This is a genomic window from Seohaeicola zhoushanensis (genome assembly GCF_014656415.1).
Lineage (GTDB): Bacteria > Pseudomonadota > Alphaproteobacteria > Rhodobacterales > Rhodobacteraceae > Seohaeicola_A > Seohaeicola_A zhoushanensis.
Genome location: NZ_BNCJ01000003.1, coordinates 45,098 through 65,008 on the forward strand (window position 1 = coordinate 45,098; position 19,911 = coordinate 65,008).

Genomic DNA, 19,911 nt, shown 5'->3' on the forward strand with positions numbered 1-19,911 from the left:
CTCCCCTCGGGGGAGAGGGTCAGGGTGAGGGGGCGCACCCCCTCCACCCAAACCACAATTCCGCCAAAAGCCCTCCCCTCTCCCCTCGGGGGAGAGGGCCAGGGTGAGGGGTTCCGCCCCCTCCACCCAAGCCACCATTCCGGCAAAAACCCTCCCCTCTCCCCTCGGGGGAGAGGGTCAGGGTGAGGGGGCGCACCCCCTCCACCCAAACCACAATTCCGCCAAAAGCCCTCCCCTCTCCCCTCGGGGGAGAGGGCCAGGGTGAGGGGTTCCACCCCCTCCACCCAAACCTGCATTCCGGCAAAAGTCCTCCCCTCTCCCCTCGGGGGAGAGGGTCAGGGTGAGGGGGAACCGCTTCCCACACCCCCCCGGCATCCAGTTGCAGCGCGCCCCCTACTCCGGCACGCTCTCGCCGCTGCCGCCCAACTCGGCCGGGAAATCCCTGAGCTTCGGCAACCCGTCCTTCATAGGCAGCACGGTCTCGGCGTAATTGACATGCACCCCCGGCGCGAAGGCGATGGTCGGAATCGTCGCGGCATAGACATCCATCAGCCCCCAATGCGGATGATAGGTCATCACGTGCCCGCCGCACCTGGTGCAGAACTGGCGGTCGCTGCGCTCGGTCTTCTTGTAGTGACCGAGGCTGTCCTGCCCCTTGGTCACCTTCACATTCTCGTTCTTGAACAGGGTAAAGGCGTTCACCGGCCCGGCCGACCACGACCGGCAGGATTCGCAATGACAATAGCCCATGGCCTCGGGTTGACCGGTGACTTCAACTTCAACTGCTCCGCAGAAACAGCTGCCTTTGGTCTTGTCGGACATGTTCCACCCTCCATCGCGCGGCGGCCGGGCAATGCGCCAGGCCCTCACGGCGCGCCGGAATGCTAGCATCTCTCATGCCATTCACAGAATGTTTTCCGGGATTTGACCGCGCGACGCCGCCGCCCGACCCAGGCGCGTCGCTTCCGGACAGGTTGACTCGCAGGCCCGCGCCTATATCTGTCGCAGGATCCTTCAGGGCCCGACGTGATGACCGACGACATCTGGAAACGCGACGAGATCGAATCGCCCTGCGTGCGGGTCTGCATCGTGCATCCGGTCGAAAAGCTCTGCGTCGGCTGCCTCCGCACCACCGACGAGATCGCCCGCTGGTCGCGGATGAGCCCCGAAGACCGCCGCGCGGTCATGGCCGAGCTGCCCGCCCGCGCCCCCCGCCTCGCCCGCCGCCGCGGCGGCCGCGCCGGACGCGTGGACCCCGCCTAGGGTGGGTAAGACCCCCCAGACCGCGCCCGCAAAAAGCGTCCCGGATTCACTCCCCGGAAAATACAAGCGAATCCAATAGCTTGAAAAGCGTCCTAGCTGGGACGCCTGAAAATCACCCCCAGAAGGCCTTCCGAAGCATGTTCAGGGCCACCAGGGTCAGGAAGACCGCGAAGACCCGTTTCAGCGGCTTCGGGTCCATCGCATGGGCCAGCTTCACCCCCCAGGGCGTGGTGATCAGCGTCATCGCGATCACCACCAGGAAAGCCGCTCCGTTCACCGCCCCGACCGTCAGCGGCGGCCGCATCGCCGGGTCGATGTCCAGCATCAGGAAGCCGATCACCGAGGGCACCGCGATCACCACCCCAAAGCCCGCCGCCGTCGCCACCGCCCGGTGGATCGGCGTGTTGAACAGGCTCATCAGCGGCACCCCGAAACTGCCGCCGCCGATCCCCATCAGCACCGACAGGAAGCCGACCAGCGGCGAGAGCAGCACCCGCAGCGGTCCCTTCGGCATCGCCTGCCCCAGCCGCCACTCCGACCGTCCGAGCCCCAGATAGGCGCCGATCACCAGCGCCAGCACCCCGAAGATCCCCTGCAGCGTGGCCGACCGCAGCGAGCTGGCCACCAGCACGCCCGCCACCGCCCCGATGGCGATCCCCGGTGCCCAGCCGCGCAGGATCTCCCAGTCGACCGCACCCTTCTTGTTGTGGCTCGCCACCGAGCGCAGCGAGGTCACGATGATCGTCGCCAGCGAGGTGGCGAGACACATCTGCATCAGCTGCGGCCCGTCATAGCCCAGCGTCTGGAAGGCGTAGAAGAAGGCCGGCACCAGCACGATCCCGCCGCCGACGCCCAGCAGCCCCGCGAGCACCCCCGCCCCCGCGCCGATCACCATCAGCAGAACCAGCATTTCTCCGAGGAGTATCGTATCGGGCATCCTGCTCTCCGCCTTGCCTGCAATCGGCCGGAATAGAGCGAAAAAGCCACAGGACGGCAAGCGCGGTTTGAACATGTCCGCGAAATGCGCCATAGGAGGGCAGCGCCCCGCATTACGGGGGCGTCCCCAAGTGCGCGCCCTGCCCTGCAACGGCCCGTGCTCCCGGCCACATCGGAAGGACTACCAAATGCTGCGCACCGGACTGGTGCTGGGCCTGCTCGCGCTGGTCGGCCCCTTTGCCATCGACATGTATCTGCCCGCGATGCCCGGCATAGCCGCGGCATTCGGCACGCCCGAGACCGCCGTCCAGGCGACCCTGACCGGCTACTTCATCGCCTTCGGGGTGGCGCAGCTTGTTTACGGGCCGCTGGCCGACCGCTACGGGCGTCGCCTGCCAGTCTTCCTTGGCCTTGCCGTCTTTGTCGCGGGTTCGATCGGGGCCGCCACGGCGGGCTCGATCGGCGCGCTGGTGACCTGGAGAGCGGTGCAGGGCCTTGGCGGCGCCGCGCTGATGGTGGTGCCGCGCGCCATCGTCCGGGACATGTATACCGGCCCGCAGGCAACCCGGCTGATGGCGATGATCATGCTGGTGATCTCGGTCTCGCCGATGCTGGCGCCGCTGGCCGGCAGCGCGGTGATCGCGGTCGCCGACTGGCGGACGATCTTCGCCGTGCTCGCCGTCGCCGGCCTCCTCTCGCTGCTGGTCACCGCGCTGGTCCAGCCCGAGACCCTGCCGCCCGAGCGCCGCCTGCCGATCAACGCCGCCGCGCTGATCCGGGGCGGGCGCGACCTGCTGCGCGATCCCGGTTTCATGGGGCTGACCCTGATCGGGGGATTCGGCATGGCGAGCTTCTTCGTCTTCATCGCCTTCGCCCCCTTCGTCTATGTCCGCGAGTTCGGCCTCACCCCGACCGGGTTTTCCGTCGCCTTCGCGGTCAATGCCATCGGCTTCTTCTCGGCCTCGCAATGCGCAGGCTACCTCGGCGAGCGGATGGGGATGCGACAGCTGGTGCGCCGCGGCACCGCCGGCTTCGCACTGTTCACCATCCTGCTCTTCGCGCTGGCGCTGGCCGGGCTGACCTCGCTGCCGCTGGTGGTGGCCGGGCTGTTTTGCGCCAATGCCTGCCTTGGTGTGGTGATCCCGACCGCCATGGTGCTGGCGCTCGACGATCATGGCGAGAATGCCGGGCTTGCCTCGTCGCTGGGCGGCACGCTGCAGATGGTGGCGGGCGGCGTCATGATTGCTGCCGCCGGTCCCTTCTTCGACGGCACCGCGCTGCCGATGCTCGGGGCGATTGCCGTCTGCGGGCTGGCAGCGATGGGGCTTACCGCCACCATGCTGCCGCGCGAGCAGGTCGCCTGAGGGTCAGGTGACGGGCGCGCCCGTCACCGCCTCCAGCGCCTCTTCGAGCAGGGCCAACCCCGCACCCGGACGCGAAGCGCCCTCGGAGAGGATGCGCCGCCAGCTGCGCGCACCGGGTCGTCCGGTGAACAGGCCCAGCATGTGCCGCGTGACCTGGTGCAGCTTGCCCCCGGTCGCGAGATGCGCCGCGATATAGGGCATCATCGCCCGCGCCGCTGCCTCGGCTGAGACCGCTTGCCCCGCGCCGAAGATCACCGGATCGGCCGCACCCAGCACGGAAGCCGGGTCGTGGTAGGCCGCCCGCCCGATCATTACCCCGTCCATCCCGGCGTCGAGCAAAGCCTGCGCCTGTTCCAGCGTGGTGATGCCGCCGTTGATCGAGAGATGCAACTCCGGGAAGCGTTCCTTCATCCGCAACACCAACGGATAGTCCAGCGGCGGGATATCGCGGTTTTCCTTGGGGCTGAGGCCCTGTAACCAGGCCTTGCGGGCATGAATGGTGAACTTCTCGCAGCCCACGTCGCGCAGGCGGGAAAGGAAATCGGGGAGCACCGCTTCGGGGTCTTGGTCATCGACGCCGATGCGGCACTTGACCGTCACCTCGACCCTGACGGCGGCGCGCATCGCCGCGACGCAATCGGCCACCAGCGCCGGGCGCTCCATCAGCACCGCGCCGAAACAGCCGGCCTGCACCCGGTCCGAGGGGCAGCCGACATTGAGGTTGATCTCGTCGTAGCCCGCCTCGGCGCCGAGGGCCGCCGCCTCGGCCAGTTCAACTGGGTCCGAGCCGCCAAGTTGGAGCGCCACCGGGTGTTCCTCGGGCCCGTAGTCGAGCAGATGCAGCGCCCCGCCCCGCACCAGCGCCGCCGAGGTCACCATCTCGGTATAGAGTAGCGCGCGCCGGCTCAGCTGCCGGTGCAGGAACCGGCAGTGGCGGTCGGTCCAATCCATCATGGGTGCAACGGAAAGTCTATCTGCTTGATATTTCGTCATTTACGCAATTCTGCCAGCTTGCTGCGTGACGGCACGCATGTATTCTTTACCCCCATACGCCCCTTCCCGCCGGTTTTCGACCTCGCAATGCAAATATTGGGCCTCTCCGATCCCGAAAGGGTATGGGCAGGTCAAGGGCGCCGGCTTGCCCTGGGCCAGACGATGCCTTCAGAGGTTCTCCAGGGCCTTTCGCGCGTTTTCGGCCCGTTCCTTCAGGACGGGGAAATCCTCGCCTGCCTGCTCGCGCCAGTATCTTTCGACCAGAGCGACATATCGGAGCCCGGCCTCGTACATCGCGCGCAGGTAGGAGGCGTCCGGGAAGCCGCAGGGCTGGCCATAGGTGCTGGAGATATCGATGCTGCCGCCAGCGCGCTTGAACTCATAGCCGTTTTCGGCGCTCCAGGGTTCGAAGAAGGCGGTGCCGGTCTCGACCAGGTTCACCACCACGTCGAAGCACAACTGCGGCACCATCCAGAACAGCGTGTCGGCAAAGCGCATCGAGGTCTCACCGCTGCTTACCGTCAGGCTGCCGAGCTGCGACTGGATGTCGGAGAGCGCCTCGGGATCCTTGCCTATGAAGGCCGCCACCTGCGCCTCGGGCAGCAGGTCGTCCGGCGCGATCCAGAAGCTCAACTCGACCGTTGTGGATTTTGACGTCATGCCTTGTTCGCCCCGGCGCTCACTTCAAAACACTCTTCATTGCTCGCATGTCGTCGGCATTCACCGACACGTGATTATCGCCAGCCTGCGGAAAGAACTGGGTTATCTTGACACTGTTGCCAGTACCCCGGTTGAACCCGACGCGGCTTTGCTCGTTTCCGGACTGCGCGTTGTTGTACTTGGTAAAGGTCCCCGTGACGACAAAATTCGGCCCACGGTACTCTCCAGTGCTAGGATCATTGAGATCAGCGTGCGAGGTTGGCGGATTACCCTTGCCCTGGTTGGGCACATAGTTGCCGCCTGAACGCTTTGTCCCGGTGCAGCCTGTCAGGGTCGCGGTCACGTGGCCCTTCAGCTTTGCTTCGTCCATCTTCGACCCCTTGAAGGTGCGCGGATAGAGAGTCGTCGGCGCGTTCGGGTCAGTGGCGTTACCGGCGAGGTCGTTGTACATCCGGGTGTGGCGCGTGGCGACGTGTCCCAGGTCGAGCTGAGTGTTCGCGTTGAGACTCACATTGCTCTGCGTGACGGTCTCATGTTCGAACGACGCCGCGTTCTGGATCAGTTTCGCAAGGCCGAGATTGGGAGGATTTCCGCCGCCGGCGGGCGCGGCCGTATCGCGCTGCTTAAGCTTGGCAAAGAAGTTCGTGTGCAGCCCGTCGACCTTGTCCTTGTGCTTGGTCGAGGCCAGGAGGTTCTGCAATCCCTTGCCCGGCTGGTTCGGCTCGTTCTGCTTCGAGGCTTCGAGCATCCACGCAGGCGCGGTTTCGATTGCATCCATCGTGGTGCCGAGGTCCGCCATCTTGTTGCCCTTGAAGGCCTCGCAGAGCTTCTGCAGCTTCGCGCCGTCCTGCTTCTTGTTGGCCCCTTTCGGGGTCAGGCCGTAGCGCAGCACGCTTGCCAGCCGGCCTTCCTTGCCCGATTTGCCGAAGCCGCCCTTGGCCGGGTCCATCATGTCCTTGAACTGCTTCTGCTTGTCCTCGGTATTGAAGCCATTCAGCGCGTCGAAGAGGACATCCGGATTCTTCTCGCCCGTGCCGTTCGCGGCGCCGCCGTTGGGGTTGGCGAGACAGCCATGCTTGTACATGTTGCCCAGCACCTTGGGATACTGTCCCAGCGATCCCGTGGTCATGACGCCTTTCATGTTCTTGAGCTTGTTGGCATCGAGCTTTTTCAGCATTCGGGTCAATTCCGCAGGATCGCCGTCGCTGCCGGGATCGAAGAGGTAGGCCAGGCATTCGGTCTTGGGCGGGTTCTTGATGGCCTTGCCATCCTTGTCCGTGAGGCCGAAGCCGCCGTCCTGGAGCATCGACCCGAGCTTCTTGTTGTTCTCGCCCGCTCCGAGTTCCTTGACGAGGTTGCCGAGCTTGACCGGGTCGCCCTTCTTGCAGCCGGTGCCGACCAGTTTGGCGAAGACCTCCGGCTCGCGCCCGAGTTTTCCCTCCTTCATGGTCTTGCCGAGGTTCGTGGCGACGGCCCCGTCAGCCTTCATGCCCTTGAACAGCTTGTTCAGATTGCCAGCGCTGGTAGCATCCAGCTTGCCGTCCGGAGTCTCCGCGACGTTGACGCCGCCGTGTTTCAGAAGCTGCGCCAGGCATCTCGGATCGACCGCCTGCTCGCCGGTATCCTCATCGACCTCGGCCTTCAGGCCACCGTTGTCGAGCAGCGTCTTCAGGCCCGCGCGGCCATCCTTGTCTAGCGCGTTCTGGAAGGTCTTGAGATCCTCGGCCTTTCCCTTGCACCCGGTACCGATCATGTGGCCCAGCGTTTCGGGCGCGTCGCCAAAACCGCCCTCGGTGAGCATCGCGTTGAGCTTCTGGCAATCCGCCTTTGCGAGTCCCTTCAGCAAGGTAGCCGTGGACGTCATCCGCTTGGCCGCCGCAGGCAGGGGTTCGCCCGCCCCGTTCTTGAGCAGTTCACCGAAACAGCGCGGGTCGATCTTCGCCTGCCCCTGCTTGGCCTCCTGCCCCTTGAGGCCACCGTCTTCCAGAGCCTGTTTCAGCGCCTTGACCTCGTTCGCGCCACTGAACGCGGTCGTGAAGGCCTTGACCTGGTCTGCCTTGCCCCCGCATCCGATACCGAGCGCATGGCCGAAGGTCTCGGGCGCGCGGCCCATGCCGCCATCGGTCAGCATGGTCTTCAGTTTCTTGCAGGCGTTCTGGTCGAGCCCCTTCAGCATCGCGGCCATGGAATCCGCGCGCCGCTTGACCTCTGCATCGTCCTTGCTGCCCTTCGGCGCCGGGCCGGCGCCGTGCATGAAGATCATGCCGAGGCATTTCGGATCGACGTGCCCCTCCTTCAGTTCGCCCGCTTCTCCGGCCAGCCCGCCGTCGGTCAGAAGTCTCTTGAGGCTCTTCTTCGCCTCGGCGTCGGACATCGACTTGGTCAGCTGGATCAGCGCCTTGGGGTCGGCGCCGCAGCCAGTGGCGAACATCTCGCCCAAGGCGGCCGGTGCATCGCCCAACCCGCCGTCCTCGATGAGACCTTTCAACCGCGTGCGGTCCTCTTCCTTGGAAAAGCCGTCGCACATCTCCTTGAACTTCTCGGGTTTTCCGCCGCAGCCACGGGTGAAAAGCGCCACCATCGCGGCCGGTTTGGCGGCCAGCCCGGCGTCCTTGGCCAGCTTGGTCAGCGCGCTGGCATCGTTTCCGAACGCCTTGTGCAGCGCCACGACCTCGGCCGCCTTGACGCCGCCGGACAGCAGGCCAGCGGCAAAGCCGGTCCCGAGATCGGTGCAGAGCTTCTTGATCCCCGCCCCGTCCAGCGGGCCGTCCTTGGCAAGCGCGACCAGCTTGTCCGCGCCGCCCAGCCCGGTCATCGCCTTCTTGAGACTCGCCGCATCGCCGAAGGCGGTCAAAAGGGCGCCAAGCTGCGCCGCGCCGCCGAGCGACTTGCACAGTTGGCCCAGTTCCTTGGGCGGGAACACCTTGAGGTGCGCGGCCAGGCCGTCGCGGTTCCCCAGCGCCTTTTCCAGCGCGGCGAAGTCCTTTTCCTGGATGCCGGCGTTTTCGCAGAGCGACTTGATGCCTTCGGCGTCGCCGAGGTCTGCGAGTTCCCTGGAAATCCGGTCCGCCACCTTGCGCAACTCTTCCAGCGCCTGCTGCGCGGCTTCGTTGCGCTTGGTCGTGATCGGCTCCTTCAGGGCCTCGGCAAGTATCTCACGCGCCGCCTGCATGTCGGTGAGCTGATCCGGCAGGTAGCCGACATCGGCGATTTGCTCGCCCGCGGTGCGGATCTCCTTATGGGTCTTGGCGCGGGCGTCGATCGCCTTCTGGATCTCCTGCAGCTTCTCGCCGGCCGCCAGGAAAAGCTCCTGCGCCTTGTCGAGAACGCCTTGCACCAGCGGCTTGGCCTTCAGCGCGTCGGTGACTTTCTGGACCGCGAGGGCGAGTGCCTGCGCCTCCTCCTCTTCCGCCGCCTTGCCGGCCACCAGTTCGCTGCACTTCTGCGCCATCTCCGCGGCCAGCTTGCGCCGCTTGCCGGCGGCCTCGACGACGGCCTGCATGGCCTGTTCCGCCTGCCCCAGGTCCTTTTGCGCCTTCTCGAGAACCTCCGGGCGCAGGGGTGTCGCCTCTAGCGGCCGGCTCACGGCCTCCTTGGCGGTCGACAACCCCGAGATCTCCAGTTCGTCGGCATCCTCATCCGCGGTGAGGCCTTTCAGTTTCTCGAGGATATCGTCCCGAATCCCTGTGCGGGCTTCGACCTCCTGCCGGACATCTTCGATGCCGCGTTCGATCCGATCGATTTCCCCGACCTGCCCTTCGAGCTGATCGGGCGCGCAGGTCTCGATGGTGTTGATCACCGTCTCAGCGGCTCGGATCAGGCTGGCGAGATCCTCGCCGATGCTACCCGGCACGATGGTCGAGAATACCGCGCCCTCGGGAACCGTGCGCCGCATCTGCTGGACCAGCTCGGCACGGCGTTGCGCGATCCTTTCGCGCTCGCGTTCCGCTTCCTCGTCGCCCTCGGCCTGCTCGGGTTCGTCCAGCTCGTCCTCTTGGTCGTCCCGGTCCCATTCTTCGTACAAACCGGGATCGACCCCGACGAAGCGCGCCGCTTCCATGCCGAATTCGATCTCTTCACGCAGCCAGCGCTTGGCACCCTTGTTGTCGTTCATATGTGGGTCCCCGGTCTCACAGCTGGGCTGCCCTGCTGATGGCGTCGAGCGCCTGGCTCAGGGTGGAGCGCAATGTCAGTTTGATCTTGAAAGGGTTGTTCTCGAGAAACGGCAGAAAGGGGTGCGTCTCGACGAACTTGCGCATCTCGCCCACGGCTGCGGCGAGCTTCTTCGTTGCCGTGGCGCGGGCGTTCGCGTCGGGGGCGGAGTCGAAGTCCATCAGGCTGACTTGCAACGATACAAGCTTGTTCTCGGTCACGCTGTTCAGCCCGGCATCGGCCACCCGGACGAAAAGCGGCATATTGCTCGACTTCAGGAATCCCTGCAGCGCGTTCAGCTGGTCGTTGAAGTCATCCTTGGCGTCCCGCCAGATCGGGAGCAACTTGCCCGGGGGATCCCGTTGTTCCGGCACCCCCTGGGAAGGAACCGAAACGTCCAGCCAGGTCTCCAGAAACGTGACCTGCTTGGCTGACAGCTTGGACAAGTGCTCCTCCGGAATGTTCAAACGGTCAACAGAACGAACGTGATTGCCGGCTTGGGCCAAAATGCGCCCAGCCGGATGGCTTGACCGGGATGTTGCGGTTTTCTTGCAGCCCGATCAAGCGTCTTGGAGAAGTTGTGCCGCCTCGGTGGCATCCGCCCCTAAGTTGTCGGCGGGTTTCTGCGAAGCGGCCTGGGAATTGCTGGCGCCAGATGCGAAGCAGCAGCGCCAGGGTGCTAGCTGCGCGATACCCGCGCAACGGCCTCGCGCATTGCGGCGACGATGCGGTCTTCGCTGCGCTCGAACTCGTCCAGCATTCCCGACTGCGTCACCACCAGCGGCCGGTCGCCACGGTCGATTCCGCTCGGCAGCGGCATCGCGATCGCCCCGGCGCCGCGGGTGACCAGCCCGCGCGAGAAGGCATAGCCTTGCTCCCTGGCCATCGCGACCTGGTCGAGCGTCTCGGCGCAGTCGAGACGGGCATCGGGGATCTCGGCATTGGTGCGCCGGACGATGGCGGCGATCTCGTCGTCCGGGCAGGACATCAGCAACGCGAAGCCGGTTGCCGACCGGGCCAGCAGGCGGCGTGAGCCGACCGGAATGTGGAACCGCATCGCCGTGCGGCCGGGGATGACGTAGATGTAATGCGAGAAGATCCCCACCCGCGTCGCCACGAAGGTCGCAAAGGCGGTTTCCTCGGCCAGCCATTCCAATGCGTTCATCAGCCGGCCATCGCGGATCGGGCCGCTGTCGAGCCATGCGCCGAGGAAGGTCACGCGCGGTGTCGGCATATAGGTCTTGTCGTCAGGATCCTGCTCGAGATAGCCGGAATCACGCAGAGCACGCAGCAGGACAGAGGTCGAGGACTGCGGCATTTCGATTGCCGCGGCGATCTCCCTGGCCTTGGCCGGGCGTCGGATCTCGAGGAAATATTCGAACAGTTTCAATACCCTGAATGCTGATTTCACCGTCGGCGCGGCAACTCCGGCCTCGGGGCTGGGCGCACTGGGCAAGGCTTCTCCCAAGGCTGTGTCCAACTCGTGTTTCGGCGCCATAGCCCCCTCCAAATCACATATGTAATTTTTTCAATCTTATATGTGATATCTCTTGTGGTTTCAATCCATATGCGGAACTTCTGTGCCAAGCCGGGAAGAGCCTCGGGAGGAGCAAGATGCAACAGTTCGAATTCACGGGGGCCGTGCTGCCACCCGCAGCAGAAGCTGCGCGCGGAAGCATTCGCGCCTTTCTCGCCGAAGAGGTCGCCGCTGCGCGTTTCCAGCCCCATCGCTGCACCTGGAGCAGCTTTGACAGCGGCTTCAGCCAGCGCCTGGGGGCTGCCGGTTTCATCGGCATCACCTGGCCCGAGGAATATGGCGGACAGTCTGCGTCGTCGCTGACGCGCTTCGTCATCACCGAGGAGATACTGGCCGCCGGATCGCCCTGCGGCGCGCATTGGATTGCCGACCGCCAGTCGGGTCCGCAGATCCTGCGCCACGGCTCGGAACGGGCCAAGCGCGAGATCCTGCCAAGGATCGCCCGGGGCGAGTGCTATTTCGGTATCGGGATGAGCGAGCCGGGCGCCGGATCCGACCTCGCAGCGGTGCGCACGCGGGCCGAGAAGGTCGAGGGCGGTTGGTCGATCAGCGGCCAGAAGATCTGGACCACCAACGCCCACCATGTTCACTACATGATCGTGCTGGCGCGCACCGGCGAGCGTGGTGAAAGCCGCCACGAGGGCCTTACGCAGTTCGTCGTCGACATGCAGACACCCGGCATCGAGGTGCGCGGCATTCGCGACATGGCCGGCAACCACGAGTTCAACGAGGTCTTCTTCGACAACTGCTTCGTGCCCGACGACATGGTGTTGGGCGCCGAAGGCGATGGCTGGGCGCTGGTGACGGGCGAGCTGGCCTTCGAACGCTCGGGGCCGGACCGCTTCCTGTCGGACTACCAATTGCTGGTCGGCCTGATCGACGCCGTTGGACCCGCGCCTGACCGCCTTCAAGCCGTCGAGATCGGCCGCATGGTCGCGGAACTGGCCAGCTTGCGCCGCATGTCAACCTCGATCGCCGGAATGCTGGGCCGGGGCGAACAGCCGGTGGTGCCCGCCGCGATCGTCAAGGACCTCGGGACCGGCTTCGAGCAGGCACTGCCCGAAGTGGCACGGCGGCTGGTCGACTGCGAGCCGAGCCTCGGCGCGGAAGGGCCCTTTGCCGAAGCGCTGGCCGAAACGGTGCTGCGGGCGCCGTCCTTCTCGCTGCGCGGAGGCACGCGCGAAATCCTCAGAAGCATGATCGCGCGGGGCATCGGGCTGCGCTGACGCCCCGGACCGGATTGCGAAGGACCAGGAAAACATGACCGACACCCAGAACGAAATGGCCGCGATCGTCGCGGAACAGGCCGAACGGCTGTTTGCCGGGGCCGTGAGCCGCGAAAGGCTGGAGGCCGCCGATGGCGGGCCCTTCGACACGCAGCTCTGGACCGAGGTGCAGCAGATGGGCCTGCCGCTGGCCCTGCTCGCCGAGACCGAGGGCGGGATCGGCCTGGCGCTGGGCCAGGCCTTCGGGCTGGCCCGCCGGGCCGCCGCCCATGCGCTGCAGCTGCCGCTGGGCGAAACAATGATCGTCGCGGCGCTGACTAGCACGCCGGCGGAGGCGCCGGCGACCCTTGCGCTGGCCAAGGATGACGGCGCCCTGCCCTCGGTCGCCTGGGGTGGCGATGCGGCGCAGGTGCTGGTCGCGGATGCACAGGGCTGGCAACTGGTGGACGCTGCGGATGTCAGCACGTCGGAACGGCGCAACCTCGCGGGCGAGCCGCGCTGCGATCTCACGCGCGTGGCGGAACAAGGCCGTTCCGTGGCGGTGCCTGACTGGCTGAGCGCGGACACCGACAGCCCCGTCGAGGCCCTGCGTGCCGTGGGCGCGCTGCTGCGTAGCGTGCAGATCTCCGGCGCGCTGGGTCGGGCCGTCGAACTGGCCGTGCGTCATGCCACCGAGCGCCAGCAATTCGGCCGACCACTGTCGAAGTTCCAGGCGATCCAGCACATGCTGGCCGTCGCCACCGAAGAGAGCGCCGCTGTCTGGGCGGTCTCGGATGCGGCAGCCGAAGGCTGGGGCCGCCCCGGATTTGTCCTGCGCGCCGCAATGGCCAAGTCCCGTGCGGGGCTTGCCACGGGTCGCGTCGCCGCCATCGTTCACCAGATCCACGCCGCCATGGGCTTCACCCGCGAACACGAGCTGCACTTCACCACCCGGCGGCTGTTCTCGTGGCGCGAGGAGTTCGGCAGCGACGCGCTTTGGGACGAATGGATCGGCCGCCGGGTCTGTGCTGCCGGCGGTGCCGCGCTCTGGCCGCAGCTCGTCGCCTCGACCACTGCCCACGCCACCGGAGAGGACGCCGCATGAGCCACCCTGCAACGGCGCAGGCGGATACGCCGCGCGACTTTTCCGCCGGGCCGCTCAGCGGTGTCCGCGTCGTAGATCTGACCAACGTGATCATGGGGCCATTTGCCACCCATATCATGGCTGACATGGGCGCCGACGTCATCAAGGTCGAAAGCCGCGACGGTGACACGCTGCGCGCCTACAAGCCGTCGCGCAGTGACGGGATGAGCGGGCAGTTCCTGCATCTCAACCGCAACAAGCGCTCGGTGGTGCTGGACCTCGATACCGAGGACGGGCGCGAGGCGCTGGACCGGCTGATCGCCGGTGCCGACGTCTTCCTGCACGCGCTGCGCCCACGCTCTGCCGAGCGTCTGGGTTATGGTCCCGAGCGGGTGCGCGCGCTCAATCCCGATATCATCTATTGCGGCGCCTACGGGTTCTCGGTCGAAGGGCCATACGCCGACAAGGCGGCCTATGACGATATCATCCAGGCCGGTTGCGGTATCGCCGACCTGTTCGCGCGCATCGACGGCGAACCGGCCTATGCGCCGACGGTGCTTTGCGACAAGCTCGCCGGCCAGGCGATCGCCTATTCAGTGATGGCGGCCCTTTTCGCCCGCGAGCGCGGCGCCGGCGGGCAGCAGATCGAGGTGCCGATGTTCGAGACCTCGATCGAGTTCAACATGATCGAGCATCTCTCCGGCTTCGCCTTCGAGCCGCAGCTGGGCGAGCCGGGCTTTGCACGGGTGCTCAGCCGCTTCCGCAAGCCGTTCCGCACCGCCGACGGGCATTGCTGCATCCTGCCCTACAGCGACCGCAACTGGCTCCGCTTCTACGCCTTCGTCGGGCGCGAGGACCTGGCGCAAGACCCGCGTTTCGCCAGGTTGGCGCAGCGTGTGCAGCACATCGACGTGCTCTATGGCCTGATCGAGGCCGAAGCACCGAAACGGACGAACGCCGAATGGGTCGCCTTCTGCGACGAGGCGAACATCCCCTGTATGCCGGTGCTGTCGATCTCCCAGCTTCCGGAGGACCCGCACGTCAAGGCGGTGGGCCTGTTCGGCCAGGCCGAACACCCGACCGAGGGGGCCTACAAGATGGTCCGCCGGCCGGTGCGCTTTGCCGGCTCGGATTTCCTGCTGCGCCATCACGCACCCCGGCTTGGCGAGCACACCGAAGAAATCCTGGAATCGATCGGCATGGGAGCAGATCGCGAGGAACAGCGTCAGAGAGGACAAGCATGACCGACAATCTCAAATACACGGTGGAAGACGGCATCGGCTGGATCGTGCTGGACCGGCCCGAGCGGATGAACGCCTTCACCTTCGAGATGATCGACGCCTGGACCGCCGCCCTGGTCGCGGCGCGCACCGATCCCGAAGTCCGCGTCGTTGTCGTGACCGGTGAAGGGCCAGCCTTCTGCTCGGGCGGCGACATCGTCGAGATGCAGGACCGGCTGGAACAGACCCCGGCACAGCGCAAGGCCGAGCTCTTCGAACGGATCGAGCGGATTCCGCTGACGCTGGAGGATCTCGACAAGCCGGTGATCGCGGCGCTGAACGGGGTGGCCACCGGCGCAGGCCTGGACCTGGCGCTGATGTGCGACCTGCGCGTCGCCGCCGCCTCGGCCCGCTTTGCCGAGACCTATGTCAACGTCGGCCTCGTGCCCGGTGCCGGCGGCGCGCATTTCCTGCCCCGGCTGGTCGGCACGGCCAAGGCGCTCGAACTGTTCTGGACCGGCGATTTCATCGACGCGGAAGAGGCGCTGCGGATCGGCATGGTGAACCGCGTCGTGCCGGACGAGGCACTGCGGGAGGAGGTCACCAAGCTGGCGCGCAAGATCGCGCGCGCCCCGATCCAGACGGTGCGAATGATCAAGCGGGCCGTGCTTTCGGGAATGCGCAACGACCTGCGCACCAACCTCGACATGATCTCGTCGCACTACGCGGTCGTGACCGCGGGCGAGGATCACAAGGCGGCTGTCCGGCGCTTTGCCGAGCAGCGGGCCAAGAAACAAGACTGATTTATTTTTAAGGGAGGACATCACATGAAACGCAGACAACTTCTGGCCGGACTGGCCGCGGGACTGGCCGCACCGATGATCGCGCGCCCCGCCTTTGCCGGCGGCATCGCCCTGCGGGTGGCGGACAGCTTCCCGGCGACGCACCCCTACTCGATCAACACCAAGAAATGGCTGGATCTGGTCACCGAGAAGACCAATGGCGAGGTCACCTTCAGCTATTTCCCGGCCGAACAGCTGGCAAAATCCGCCGACCTTCTCGACGCGGCGCAGAACGGCATTGCCGATATCGTCTATGCCCCGCCGCTCTACCTCTCCGACCGCTTGCCGCTGTCGACGGTGGTGGCCCTGCCGCTGGTCGGCAACGTCTCTGACCAGCAGAAACTGAACGACGCCTTCAACACGCTGGCCATGACCATGCTGAACGAGGTGGAGATCGAGCCACTGGGCGTCACCACGATCCGCAGCCTGGTCACCGCGCCCTACCAGATCATGGGCCGCAAGGACAAGTTCGAGACCCTGGACCAGCTCGGCGGCAAGAAGCTGCGCTCGTCCGGCGGGGTGCAGGAACGCAGCGTGCACGCGCTGGGTGCCGTACCCGTCGCGATCCCCGCGCCCGACCTCTACCCGGCACTGCAGCGCGGGACCGTTGACGGCGCGCTGTTCAACCTGCCGACCGCGGCGGGCTACAAGCTGCAGGAACAGCTGACCTGGTCGACCTCGAACGTCAACCTCGGCCTGTTCCCGGTGCTCTACGTGATGAACGAGCGCAAGCGCGCGGAGCTTCCAGAAGACATCCTAAAGGTGATCGAGGACAGCTCGCGCGCAGTCGTGAGCGACGTGGTCCAGGCCGAGCGCGAGCAGATCGACATCGTGGCCAAGGCGCTCGAGGCCAATGGCGGCGGGCTCTTCGAAGTCGGCCCCGACCAGTTCGCCCAATGGGACCAGCGCCTGACCTCGGTGCGCGACGACTGGACCGGCAGCCTGTCGGCGCAGGGCAAGGGGGCCGAGGCGGTCCTCGCCCGCTGGAGCGAACTCGTCACGGTCTGAGGCCGCAGCACAGGTTGATGGGCGGGCTTTCGGGCCCGCCCGTTTCTTCGGTTCCAGCAGTGGGAGCTATTCGATGACATTTGTCGTGCGGACCCTTTCCGCGCTCGAGGATCTGTTGGGATGGGCGGGCAACCTGTGCCTTGCGATCCTGATGCTGGCGGTCACCGCCGATGTCTGCGGGCGCTATTTTCTCAATACGCCGATCTCCGGGGTCTACGAGATCAGCGAAACCTATTTCATGGTCGCGATCGTCTTCCTGGGCCTGGCGCAGGCGCAGCAGCGCGGTGCGCATGTCCGGGTGATGTTCGTGCTTGAACGGCTGCCCGGCTGGCTGAGCCGGCCGATGGAGGTCGCCTACCTGACCGCCGCGGCCGTGGTCTTCGGCATCATCACCTACATGTCCGGCAAGACCGGCATCGAGAACATCGCGCTCAACCGCTGGACCACCGGCATGGTCGCCATTCCGACCGGTCCGTCCTGGCTGATCGCGGCCTTTGGTGCCGGGGTCCTGTCCCTGCGCCTGGCAGTCGACGCGGTGCTGACCGCCAGCGGTGTCCGCAAGATCGAAGGGGAAACCGCCTGATGATTGCCATTACAGTCATGCTGCTGCTTGTCAGCCTCATCGTCCTCGGGATGCCGATTGCCTTTGCGCTGGCCGTCACCGGGACGATCGGGATGTATGTGACCGTCGGCTTCGAGCCGATGCTCGGCGTGCTCAAGACCACGCCCTACCGCACCTCGGCCAGCTTCCTGTTGTCCACGGTGCCGCTGTTCATCCTGATGGCCGAACTGCTGGCGCGCGGCTCGATCGTGCGCAATCTCTACCGGGCCTGCTATGTCTGGATGGGCCATGTGCGCGGCGGGCTGGCCCTGGCCGCCATCGCGGCCAACGTCGGCTTTGCCGTGCTGTCGGGCTCGTCCACCGCGGCCGCCGCCGCGATGTCGCGGATCTCCATTCCCGAGATGCGCCGCTACGGTTACGACGAGAGCTTCGCGCTCGGCGTTGTTGCCATTGGCGGGACGCTGTCGATCCTGATCCCGCCGAGCCTGCCGCTGATCCTCTACGGCGTGATGACCGAAACCTCGATAGGCAAGCTTTTCCTCGCCGGGATCTTGCCGGGTGTGTTGACCGTCGCGGTCTACATGCTGGTGATCCTCATCCAGGTGCGCCGGCGCCCCGAGATCGCCCCGGCGACCGAGCGGCACGACTGGTCGGAACGCATCGGCGCGCTGCCCTCCACCTGGCCGGTGCTGATGCTGATGGTCCTGGTGCTTGGCGGCATCTATTCGGGCGCGATCACCGCGACCGAGGCCGCAGCCGTGGGCGCCACTGGCGCGTTGCTCATCTCGATCGCCTTCGGAGGGTTGCGCGGACAGGGGCTGAAGGAAGCCTTCTCCTCGACCCTGCGAACGACCTCGATGATCTTTTCGATCATCATCGGAGCGATGATCTTCGGCTATTTCCTGGCAATCACCCAGATGCCGCAGGCGCTGGTCGACTGGGTCGGCGGGCTGCCCCTGCCCCCCGGTGCGATCCTCGCGATCATCGTGCTGATCTACCTGGTGCTCGGGTTCTTCATCGACCAGATCGCGATCATCGTGCTGACACTGCCGCTGATCTTCCCGCTGGTGCAATCGCTTGGCTATGACCCGATCTGGTTCGGGATCATCGTGACGAAGACCGCCGAACTGGGGCTGGTGACGCCTCCGCTGGGCATGAACGTATTCGTCGCCTGCGGCGTCTCGGGCGCTCGGGTCGAGGACGGGTTCCGCGGGATCACGCCGCTGCTGATCGGTGACGCGCTGGTGCTGCTCGTTCTGATCCTGCTGCCGGGGATCGTCACCTACCTGCCGAACCAGATGTTCTGACGCCTGGTCAGCGGACTTTGTCGCCCATGAAAAGAGAGCCGCCCCATGGGGCGGCTCTTCTCGTTTGTGGTGGCTTTGGTCCGCCAACGCTCCGCCTGGTTTCCGGGCGGCCCCTGGCCGGGCGGCATTGTTGCGCTGTATCCCCGCCCGACAAGAACAGCCGATCAGGCCCTCTCGTCGGTCTTGAGCCTGCGTTCGAGCCAGCGCACCCCGGCCGAGACGATCAGGATGAGCACCAGGTATTCCAGCACCAGCACCGTATAGATCTCCAGCGGGCGGTATTCTGAGACCACCAGCTCGTTGGCCTTGCGTGTCAGCTCCTGCATCCCTATCACCGAGACCAGCGAGGACATCTTGAGCATATAGACCAGCTGGTTGCCGAGCGCCGGCAGGATGCGGCGGATCGCCTGCGGCAGGATCACGTAGCTCATGGTGTCGCGGTAGTTCAGCGAGACCGAGTAGGCCGCCTCGTACTGCCCCCGCGCGATGGACTGGATACCGGCGCGGAAAATCTCGGCCTGGAAAGCGGAATCCGAAAGTGCCAGCGCGATCACTCCGGCCCAGAAGACCGAGAGCGACAGACCGGTGATCTGCGGCAGCCCGTAATAGACCCAGAGGATCAGAACCAGGATCGGCACCGCGCGCACCACTTCCACGTAGGTGCGGCTGAGCCGGCGCGGCCACTTGCGCGCCGAGAGGCCCGGCAGGGCCACGAGCAGGCCGACGACGACGGAAATGCAGATCGCCGTGGCAGAGAGCTGGACGGTATAGCCAAGGCCGCTCAGCAGGAACTTGAGGTTCAGCCAGCCCTTGGGCGTCGCGGGGTTGACCACGTACCAGCCCCAGTTCGAGGAACAGCCGGAGAGGAGCAGAAGGCTCGGGAGGAGAAGAAGCGCGCGCATCAATGGTTCAGGATCTTGTCGAGGAAGTCCCGGCAACGCTGGCTGCGCGGGGCGGTGAAGAAGTCTTCGGGCGGGGCGGTCTCGACGATCTCGCCGTGGTCCATGAAGACCATGCGGTCGGCGACCTTGCGGGCAAAGCCCATCTCGTGGGTGACGACCACCATCGTCATGCCGGTCTGCGCCAGCCCGGTCATCACGTCGAGCACCTCGGAGATCATCTCCGGGTCGAGCGCCGAGGTCGGCTCGTCGAACAGCATGATCTCGGGCTCCATGCAGAGCGAGCGGGCGATGGCCACCCGCTGCTGCTGCCCGCCGGAGAGCTGGCGCGGGAACTTGTCGGCCTGTTCCGCAATGCGCACCCGTTCGAGATAGCGCATCGCCGCCTCGCGGGCCCTGGCGCGGGGCATCCCGCGCGCCCGGATCGGGCCAAGCGTCAGGTTGTCGAGCACCGTGAGGTGCGGGAAGAGGTTGAACTGCTGGAACACCATGCCGACCCGCGCGCGCACCTTGGGCAGCGTTTTCTCGGTGACCGGGATGCCATCGACCGTCAGCGTGCCGCCGCCGATGGTTTCGAGCCCGTTGATGCAGCGGATCAAGGTCGACTTGCCCGAGCCCGATGGCCCGCAGACCACGACGCGTTCGCCCCTGGCGACAGCGAAGTCGATGCCCTTGAGGACCTGAAAACTGTCGTAATGCTTGGATACACCCTCGAAGCGGATGATTGGCGCGGTTTCTGTCACCGAAGTTCCTGTCGTCTGTGCCCGCGTTCCGGGCGTCCTGCCTGATGCCTTCAGTTTAGCCATTAGTTTTTCTTGCATCGCAAGTAATTTCGGGAAACCATCGCCCTCAGACAAGGCAATCCTGAAAACCTGAGGG

Annotated in this window: 18 protein-coding genes; 9 read left to right on the forward strand and 9 right to left on the reverse strand. The window is 65.8% G+C overall.

Annotated features, from left to right (window positions below; genetic code table 11):
• Nucleotides 1-393: 393 nt before the first annotated feature.
• A complete protein-coding gene (locus IE266_RS07935) occupies nucleotides 394-822 on the reverse strand; it encodes a GFA family protein (protein ID WP_189679535.1) in 429 nt (142 codons plus the stop codon).
• Nucleotides 823-1,029: 207 nt separating this feature from the next.
• On the opposite strand from IE266_RS07935, the gene IE266_RS07940 reads away from it, so the two are divergent.
• Nucleotides 1,030-1,263 (forward strand): DUF1289 domain-containing protein, encoded by a 234-nt coding sequence (locus IE266_RS07940; protein ID WP_189679536.1) that lies wholly within the window; start codon nucleotides 1,030-1,032, stop codon nucleotides 1,261-1,263.
• A gap of 112 nt (nucleotides 1,264-1,375) precedes the next feature.
• Here IE266_RS07940 and IE266_RS07945 read toward each other — a convergent pair whose 3' ends face one another.
• Complete coding sequence (locus tag IE266_RS07945) at nucleotides 1,376-2,200, reverse strand: sulfite exporter TauE/SafE family protein (protein ID WP_189679537.1); 825 nt, start codon at nucleotides 2,198-2,200, stop codon at nucleotides 1,376-1,378.
• 187 nt (nucleotides 2,201-2,387) lie between these two features.
• On the opposite strand from IE266_RS07945, the gene IE266_RS07950 reads away from it, so the two are divergent.
• Nucleotides 2,388-3,563, forward strand: coding sequence for a multidrug effflux MFS transporter (locus IE266_RS07950; protein ID WP_189679538.1), 1,176 nt, complete (start codon nucleotides 2,388-2,390; stop codon nucleotides 3,561-3,563).
• A 3-nt stretch (nucleotides 3,564-3,566) separates the two neighbouring features.
• Here the strand turns inward: IE266_RS07950 and dusA are convergent, their stop codons facing one another.
• The 5 genes from dusA to IE266_RS07975 all read right to left on the reverse strand — a co-directional run bounded on the left by dusA (nucleotide 3,567) and on the right by IE266_RS07975 (nucleotide 10,866).
• Nucleotides 3,567-4,556 carry a tRNA dihydrouridine(20/20a) synthase DusA gene (gene dusA / locus IE266_RS07955; RefSeq protein ID WP_189679539.1) on the reverse strand — a complete coding sequence of 330 codons (990 nt, stop codon included), beginning with the start codon at nucleotides 4,554-4,556 and terminating at the stop codon, nucleotides 3,567-3,569.
• A gap of 168 nt (nucleotides 4,557-4,724) precedes the next feature.
• The gene (locus IE266_RS07960) at nucleotides 4,725-5,216 is read right to left on the reverse strand and encodes a hypothetical protein (protein ID WP_189679540.1); all 492 of its coding nucleotides are present in this window, start codon (nucleotides 5,214-5,216) and stop codon (nucleotides 4,725-4,727) included.
• A 19-nt stretch (nucleotides 5,217-5,235) separates the two neighbouring features.
• A complete protein-coding gene (locus IE266_RS07965; RefSeq protein ID WP_189679541.1) occupies nucleotides 5,236-9,330 on the reverse strand; it encodes a hypothetical protein in 4,095 nt (1,364 codons plus the stop codon).
• Between the two features lie 16 nt (nucleotides 9,331-9,346).
• Nucleotides 9,347-9,814 carry a hypothetical protein gene (locus tag IE266_RS07970; RefSeq protein WP_189679542.1) on the reverse strand — a complete coding sequence of 156 codons (468 nt, stop codon included), beginning with the start codon at nucleotides 9,812-9,814 and terminating at the stop codon, nucleotides 9,347-9,349.
• A 233-nt stretch (nucleotides 9,815-10,047) separates the two neighbouring features.
• A complete protein-coding gene (locus IE266_RS07975) occupies nucleotides 10,048-10,866 on the reverse strand; it encodes an IclR family transcriptional regulator (protein WP_189679543.1) in 819 nt (272 codons plus the stop codon).
• A 116-nt stretch (nucleotides 10,867-10,982) separates the two neighbouring features.
• On the opposite strand from IE266_RS07975, the gene IE266_RS07980 reads away from it, so the two are divergent.
• From IE266_RS07980 to IE266_RS08010, 7 genes are all read left to right on the forward strand, one after another.
• Nucleotides 10,983-12,131, forward strand: coding sequence for an acyl-CoA dehydrogenase family protein (locus IE266_RS07980; RefSeq protein ID WP_189679544.1), 1,149 nt, complete (start codon nucleotides 10,983-10,985; stop codon nucleotides 12,129-12,131).
• Between the two features lie 34 nt (nucleotides 12,132-12,165).
• The gene (locus IE266_RS07985; RefSeq protein WP_189679545.1) at nucleotides 12,166-13,215 is read left to right on the forward strand and encodes an acyl-CoA dehydrogenase family protein; all 1,050 of its coding nucleotides are present in this window, start codon (nucleotides 12,166-12,168) and stop codon (nucleotides 13,213-13,215) included.
• Entirely contained in the window at nucleotides 13,212-14,438 is a 1,227-nt protein-coding gene (locus tag IE266_RS07990) for a CaiB/BaiF CoA transferase family protein (RefSeq protein WP_189679546.1), read from the forward strand. Before IE266_RS07985 ends, IE266_RS07990 begins: the two co-directional genes overlap by 4 nt.
• Nucleotides 14,435-15,217 (forward strand): enoyl-CoA hydratase/isomerase family protein, encoded by a 783-nt coding sequence (locus IE266_RS07995; RefSeq protein ID WP_189679547.1) that lies wholly within the window; start codon nucleotides 14,435-14,437, stop codon nucleotides 15,215-15,217. The genes IE266_RS07990 and IE266_RS07995 overlap by 4 nt, the downstream gene beginning before the upstream one ends.
• 24 nt (nucleotides 15,218-15,241) lie before the next feature.
• The gene (gene dctP, locus IE266_RS08000) at nucleotides 15,242-16,264 is read left to right on the forward strand and encodes a TRAP transporter substrate-binding protein DctP (RefSeq protein ID WP_189679548.1); all 1,023 of its coding nucleotides are present in this window, start codon (nucleotides 15,242-15,244) and stop codon (nucleotides 16,262-16,264) included.
• A 73-nt stretch (nucleotides 16,265-16,337) separates the two neighbouring features.
• Entirely contained in the window at nucleotides 16,338-16,847 is a 510-nt protein-coding gene (locus IE266_RS08005; protein WP_189679549.1) for a TRAP transporter small permease, read from the forward strand.
• Complete coding sequence (locus IE266_RS08010) at nucleotides 16,847-18,133, forward strand: TRAP transporter large permease (RefSeq protein ID WP_229863938.1); 1,287 nt, start codon at nucleotides 16,847-16,849, stop codon at nucleotides 18,131-18,133. The genes IE266_RS08005 and IE266_RS08010 overlap by 1 nt, the downstream gene beginning before the upstream one ends.
• A gap of 164 nt (nucleotides 18,134-18,297) precedes the next feature.
• Here IE266_RS08010 and IE266_RS08015 read toward each other — a convergent pair whose 3' ends face one another.
• Nucleotides 18,298-19,035, reverse strand: coding sequence for an amino acid ABC transporter permease (locus tag IE266_RS08015; RefSeq protein WP_189679550.1), 738 nt, complete (start codon nucleotides 19,033-19,035; stop codon nucleotides 18,298-18,300).
• Nucleotides 19,035-19,775 carry an amino acid ABC transporter ATP-binding protein gene (locus IE266_RS08020; RefSeq protein ID WP_308434576.1) on the reverse strand — a complete coding sequence of 247 codons (741 nt, stop codon included), beginning with the start codon at nucleotides 19,773-19,775 and terminating at the stop codon, nucleotides 19,035-19,037. Before IE266_RS08020 ends, IE266_RS08015 begins: the two co-directional genes overlap by 1 nt.
• Nucleotides 19,776-19,911 lie beyond the last annotated feature (136 nt).

Excerpts from the sequence above, each read along its gene's own strand:
- IE266_RS07935 (WP_189679535.1), bottom strand. The coding sequence starts at position 822 with ATGTCCGACAAGACCAAAGGCAGCTGTTTCTGCGGAGCAGTTGAAGTT.
- IE266_RS07940 (WP_189679536.1), top strand. The coding sequence starts at position 1,030 with ATGACCGACGACATCTGGAAACGCGACGAGATCGAATCGCCCTGCGTG.
- IE266_RS07945 (WP_189679537.1), bottom strand. The coding sequence starts at position 2,200 with ATGCCCGATACGATACTCCTCGGAGAAATGCTGGTTCTGCTGATGGTG.
- IE266_RS07950 (WP_189679538.1), top strand. The coding sequence starts at position 2,388 with ATGCTGCGCACCGGACTGGTGCTGGGCCTGCTCGCGCTGGTCGGCCCC.
- dusA (WP_189679539.1), bottom strand. The coding sequence starts at position 4,556 with ATGACGAAATATCAAGCAGATAGACTTTCCGTTGCACCCATGATGGAT.
- IE266_RS07960 (WP_189679540.1), bottom strand. The coding sequence starts at position 5,216 with ATGACGTCAAAATCCACAACGGTCGAGTTGAGCTTCTGGATCGCGCCG.
- IE266_RS07965 (WP_189679541.1), bottom strand. The coding sequence starts at position 9,330 with ATGAACGACAACAAGGGTGCCAAGCGCTGGCTGCGTGAAGAGATCGAA.
- IE266_RS07975 (WP_189679543.1), bottom strand. The coding sequence starts at position 10,866 with ATGGCGCCGAAACACGAGTTGGACACAGCCTTGGGAGAAGCCTTGCCC.
- IE266_RS07980 (WP_189679544.1), top strand. The coding sequence starts at position 10,983 with ATGCAACAGTTCGAATTCACGGGGGCCGTGCTGCCACCCGCAGCAGAA.
- IE266_RS07985 (WP_189679545.1), top strand. The coding sequence starts at position 12,166 with ATGACCGACACCCAGAACGAAATGGCCGCGATCGTCGCGGAACAGGCC.
- IE266_RS07990 (WP_189679546.1), top strand. The coding sequence starts at position 13,212 with ATGAGCCACCCTGCAACGGCGCAGGCGGATACGCCGCGCGACTTTTCC.
- IE266_RS07995 (WP_189679547.1), top strand. The coding sequence starts at position 14,435 with ATGACCGACAATCTCAAATACACGGTGGAAGACGGCATCGGCTGGATC.
- dctP (WP_189679548.1), top strand. The coding sequence starts at position 15,242 with ATGAAACGCAGACAACTTCTGGCCGGACTGGCCGCGGGACTGGCCGCA.
- IE266_RS08005 (WP_189679549.1), top strand. The coding sequence starts at position 16,338 with ATGACATTTGTCGTGCGGACCCTTTCCGCGCTCGAGGATCTGTTGGGA.
- IE266_RS08010 (WP_229863938.1), top strand. The coding sequence starts at position 16,847 with ATGATTGCCATTACAGTCATGCTGCTGCTTGTCAGCCTCATCGTCCTC.
- IE266_RS08015 (WP_189679550.1), bottom strand. The coding sequence starts at position 19,035 with ATGCGCGCGCTTCTTCTCCTCCCGAGCCTTCTGCTCCTCTCCGGCTGT.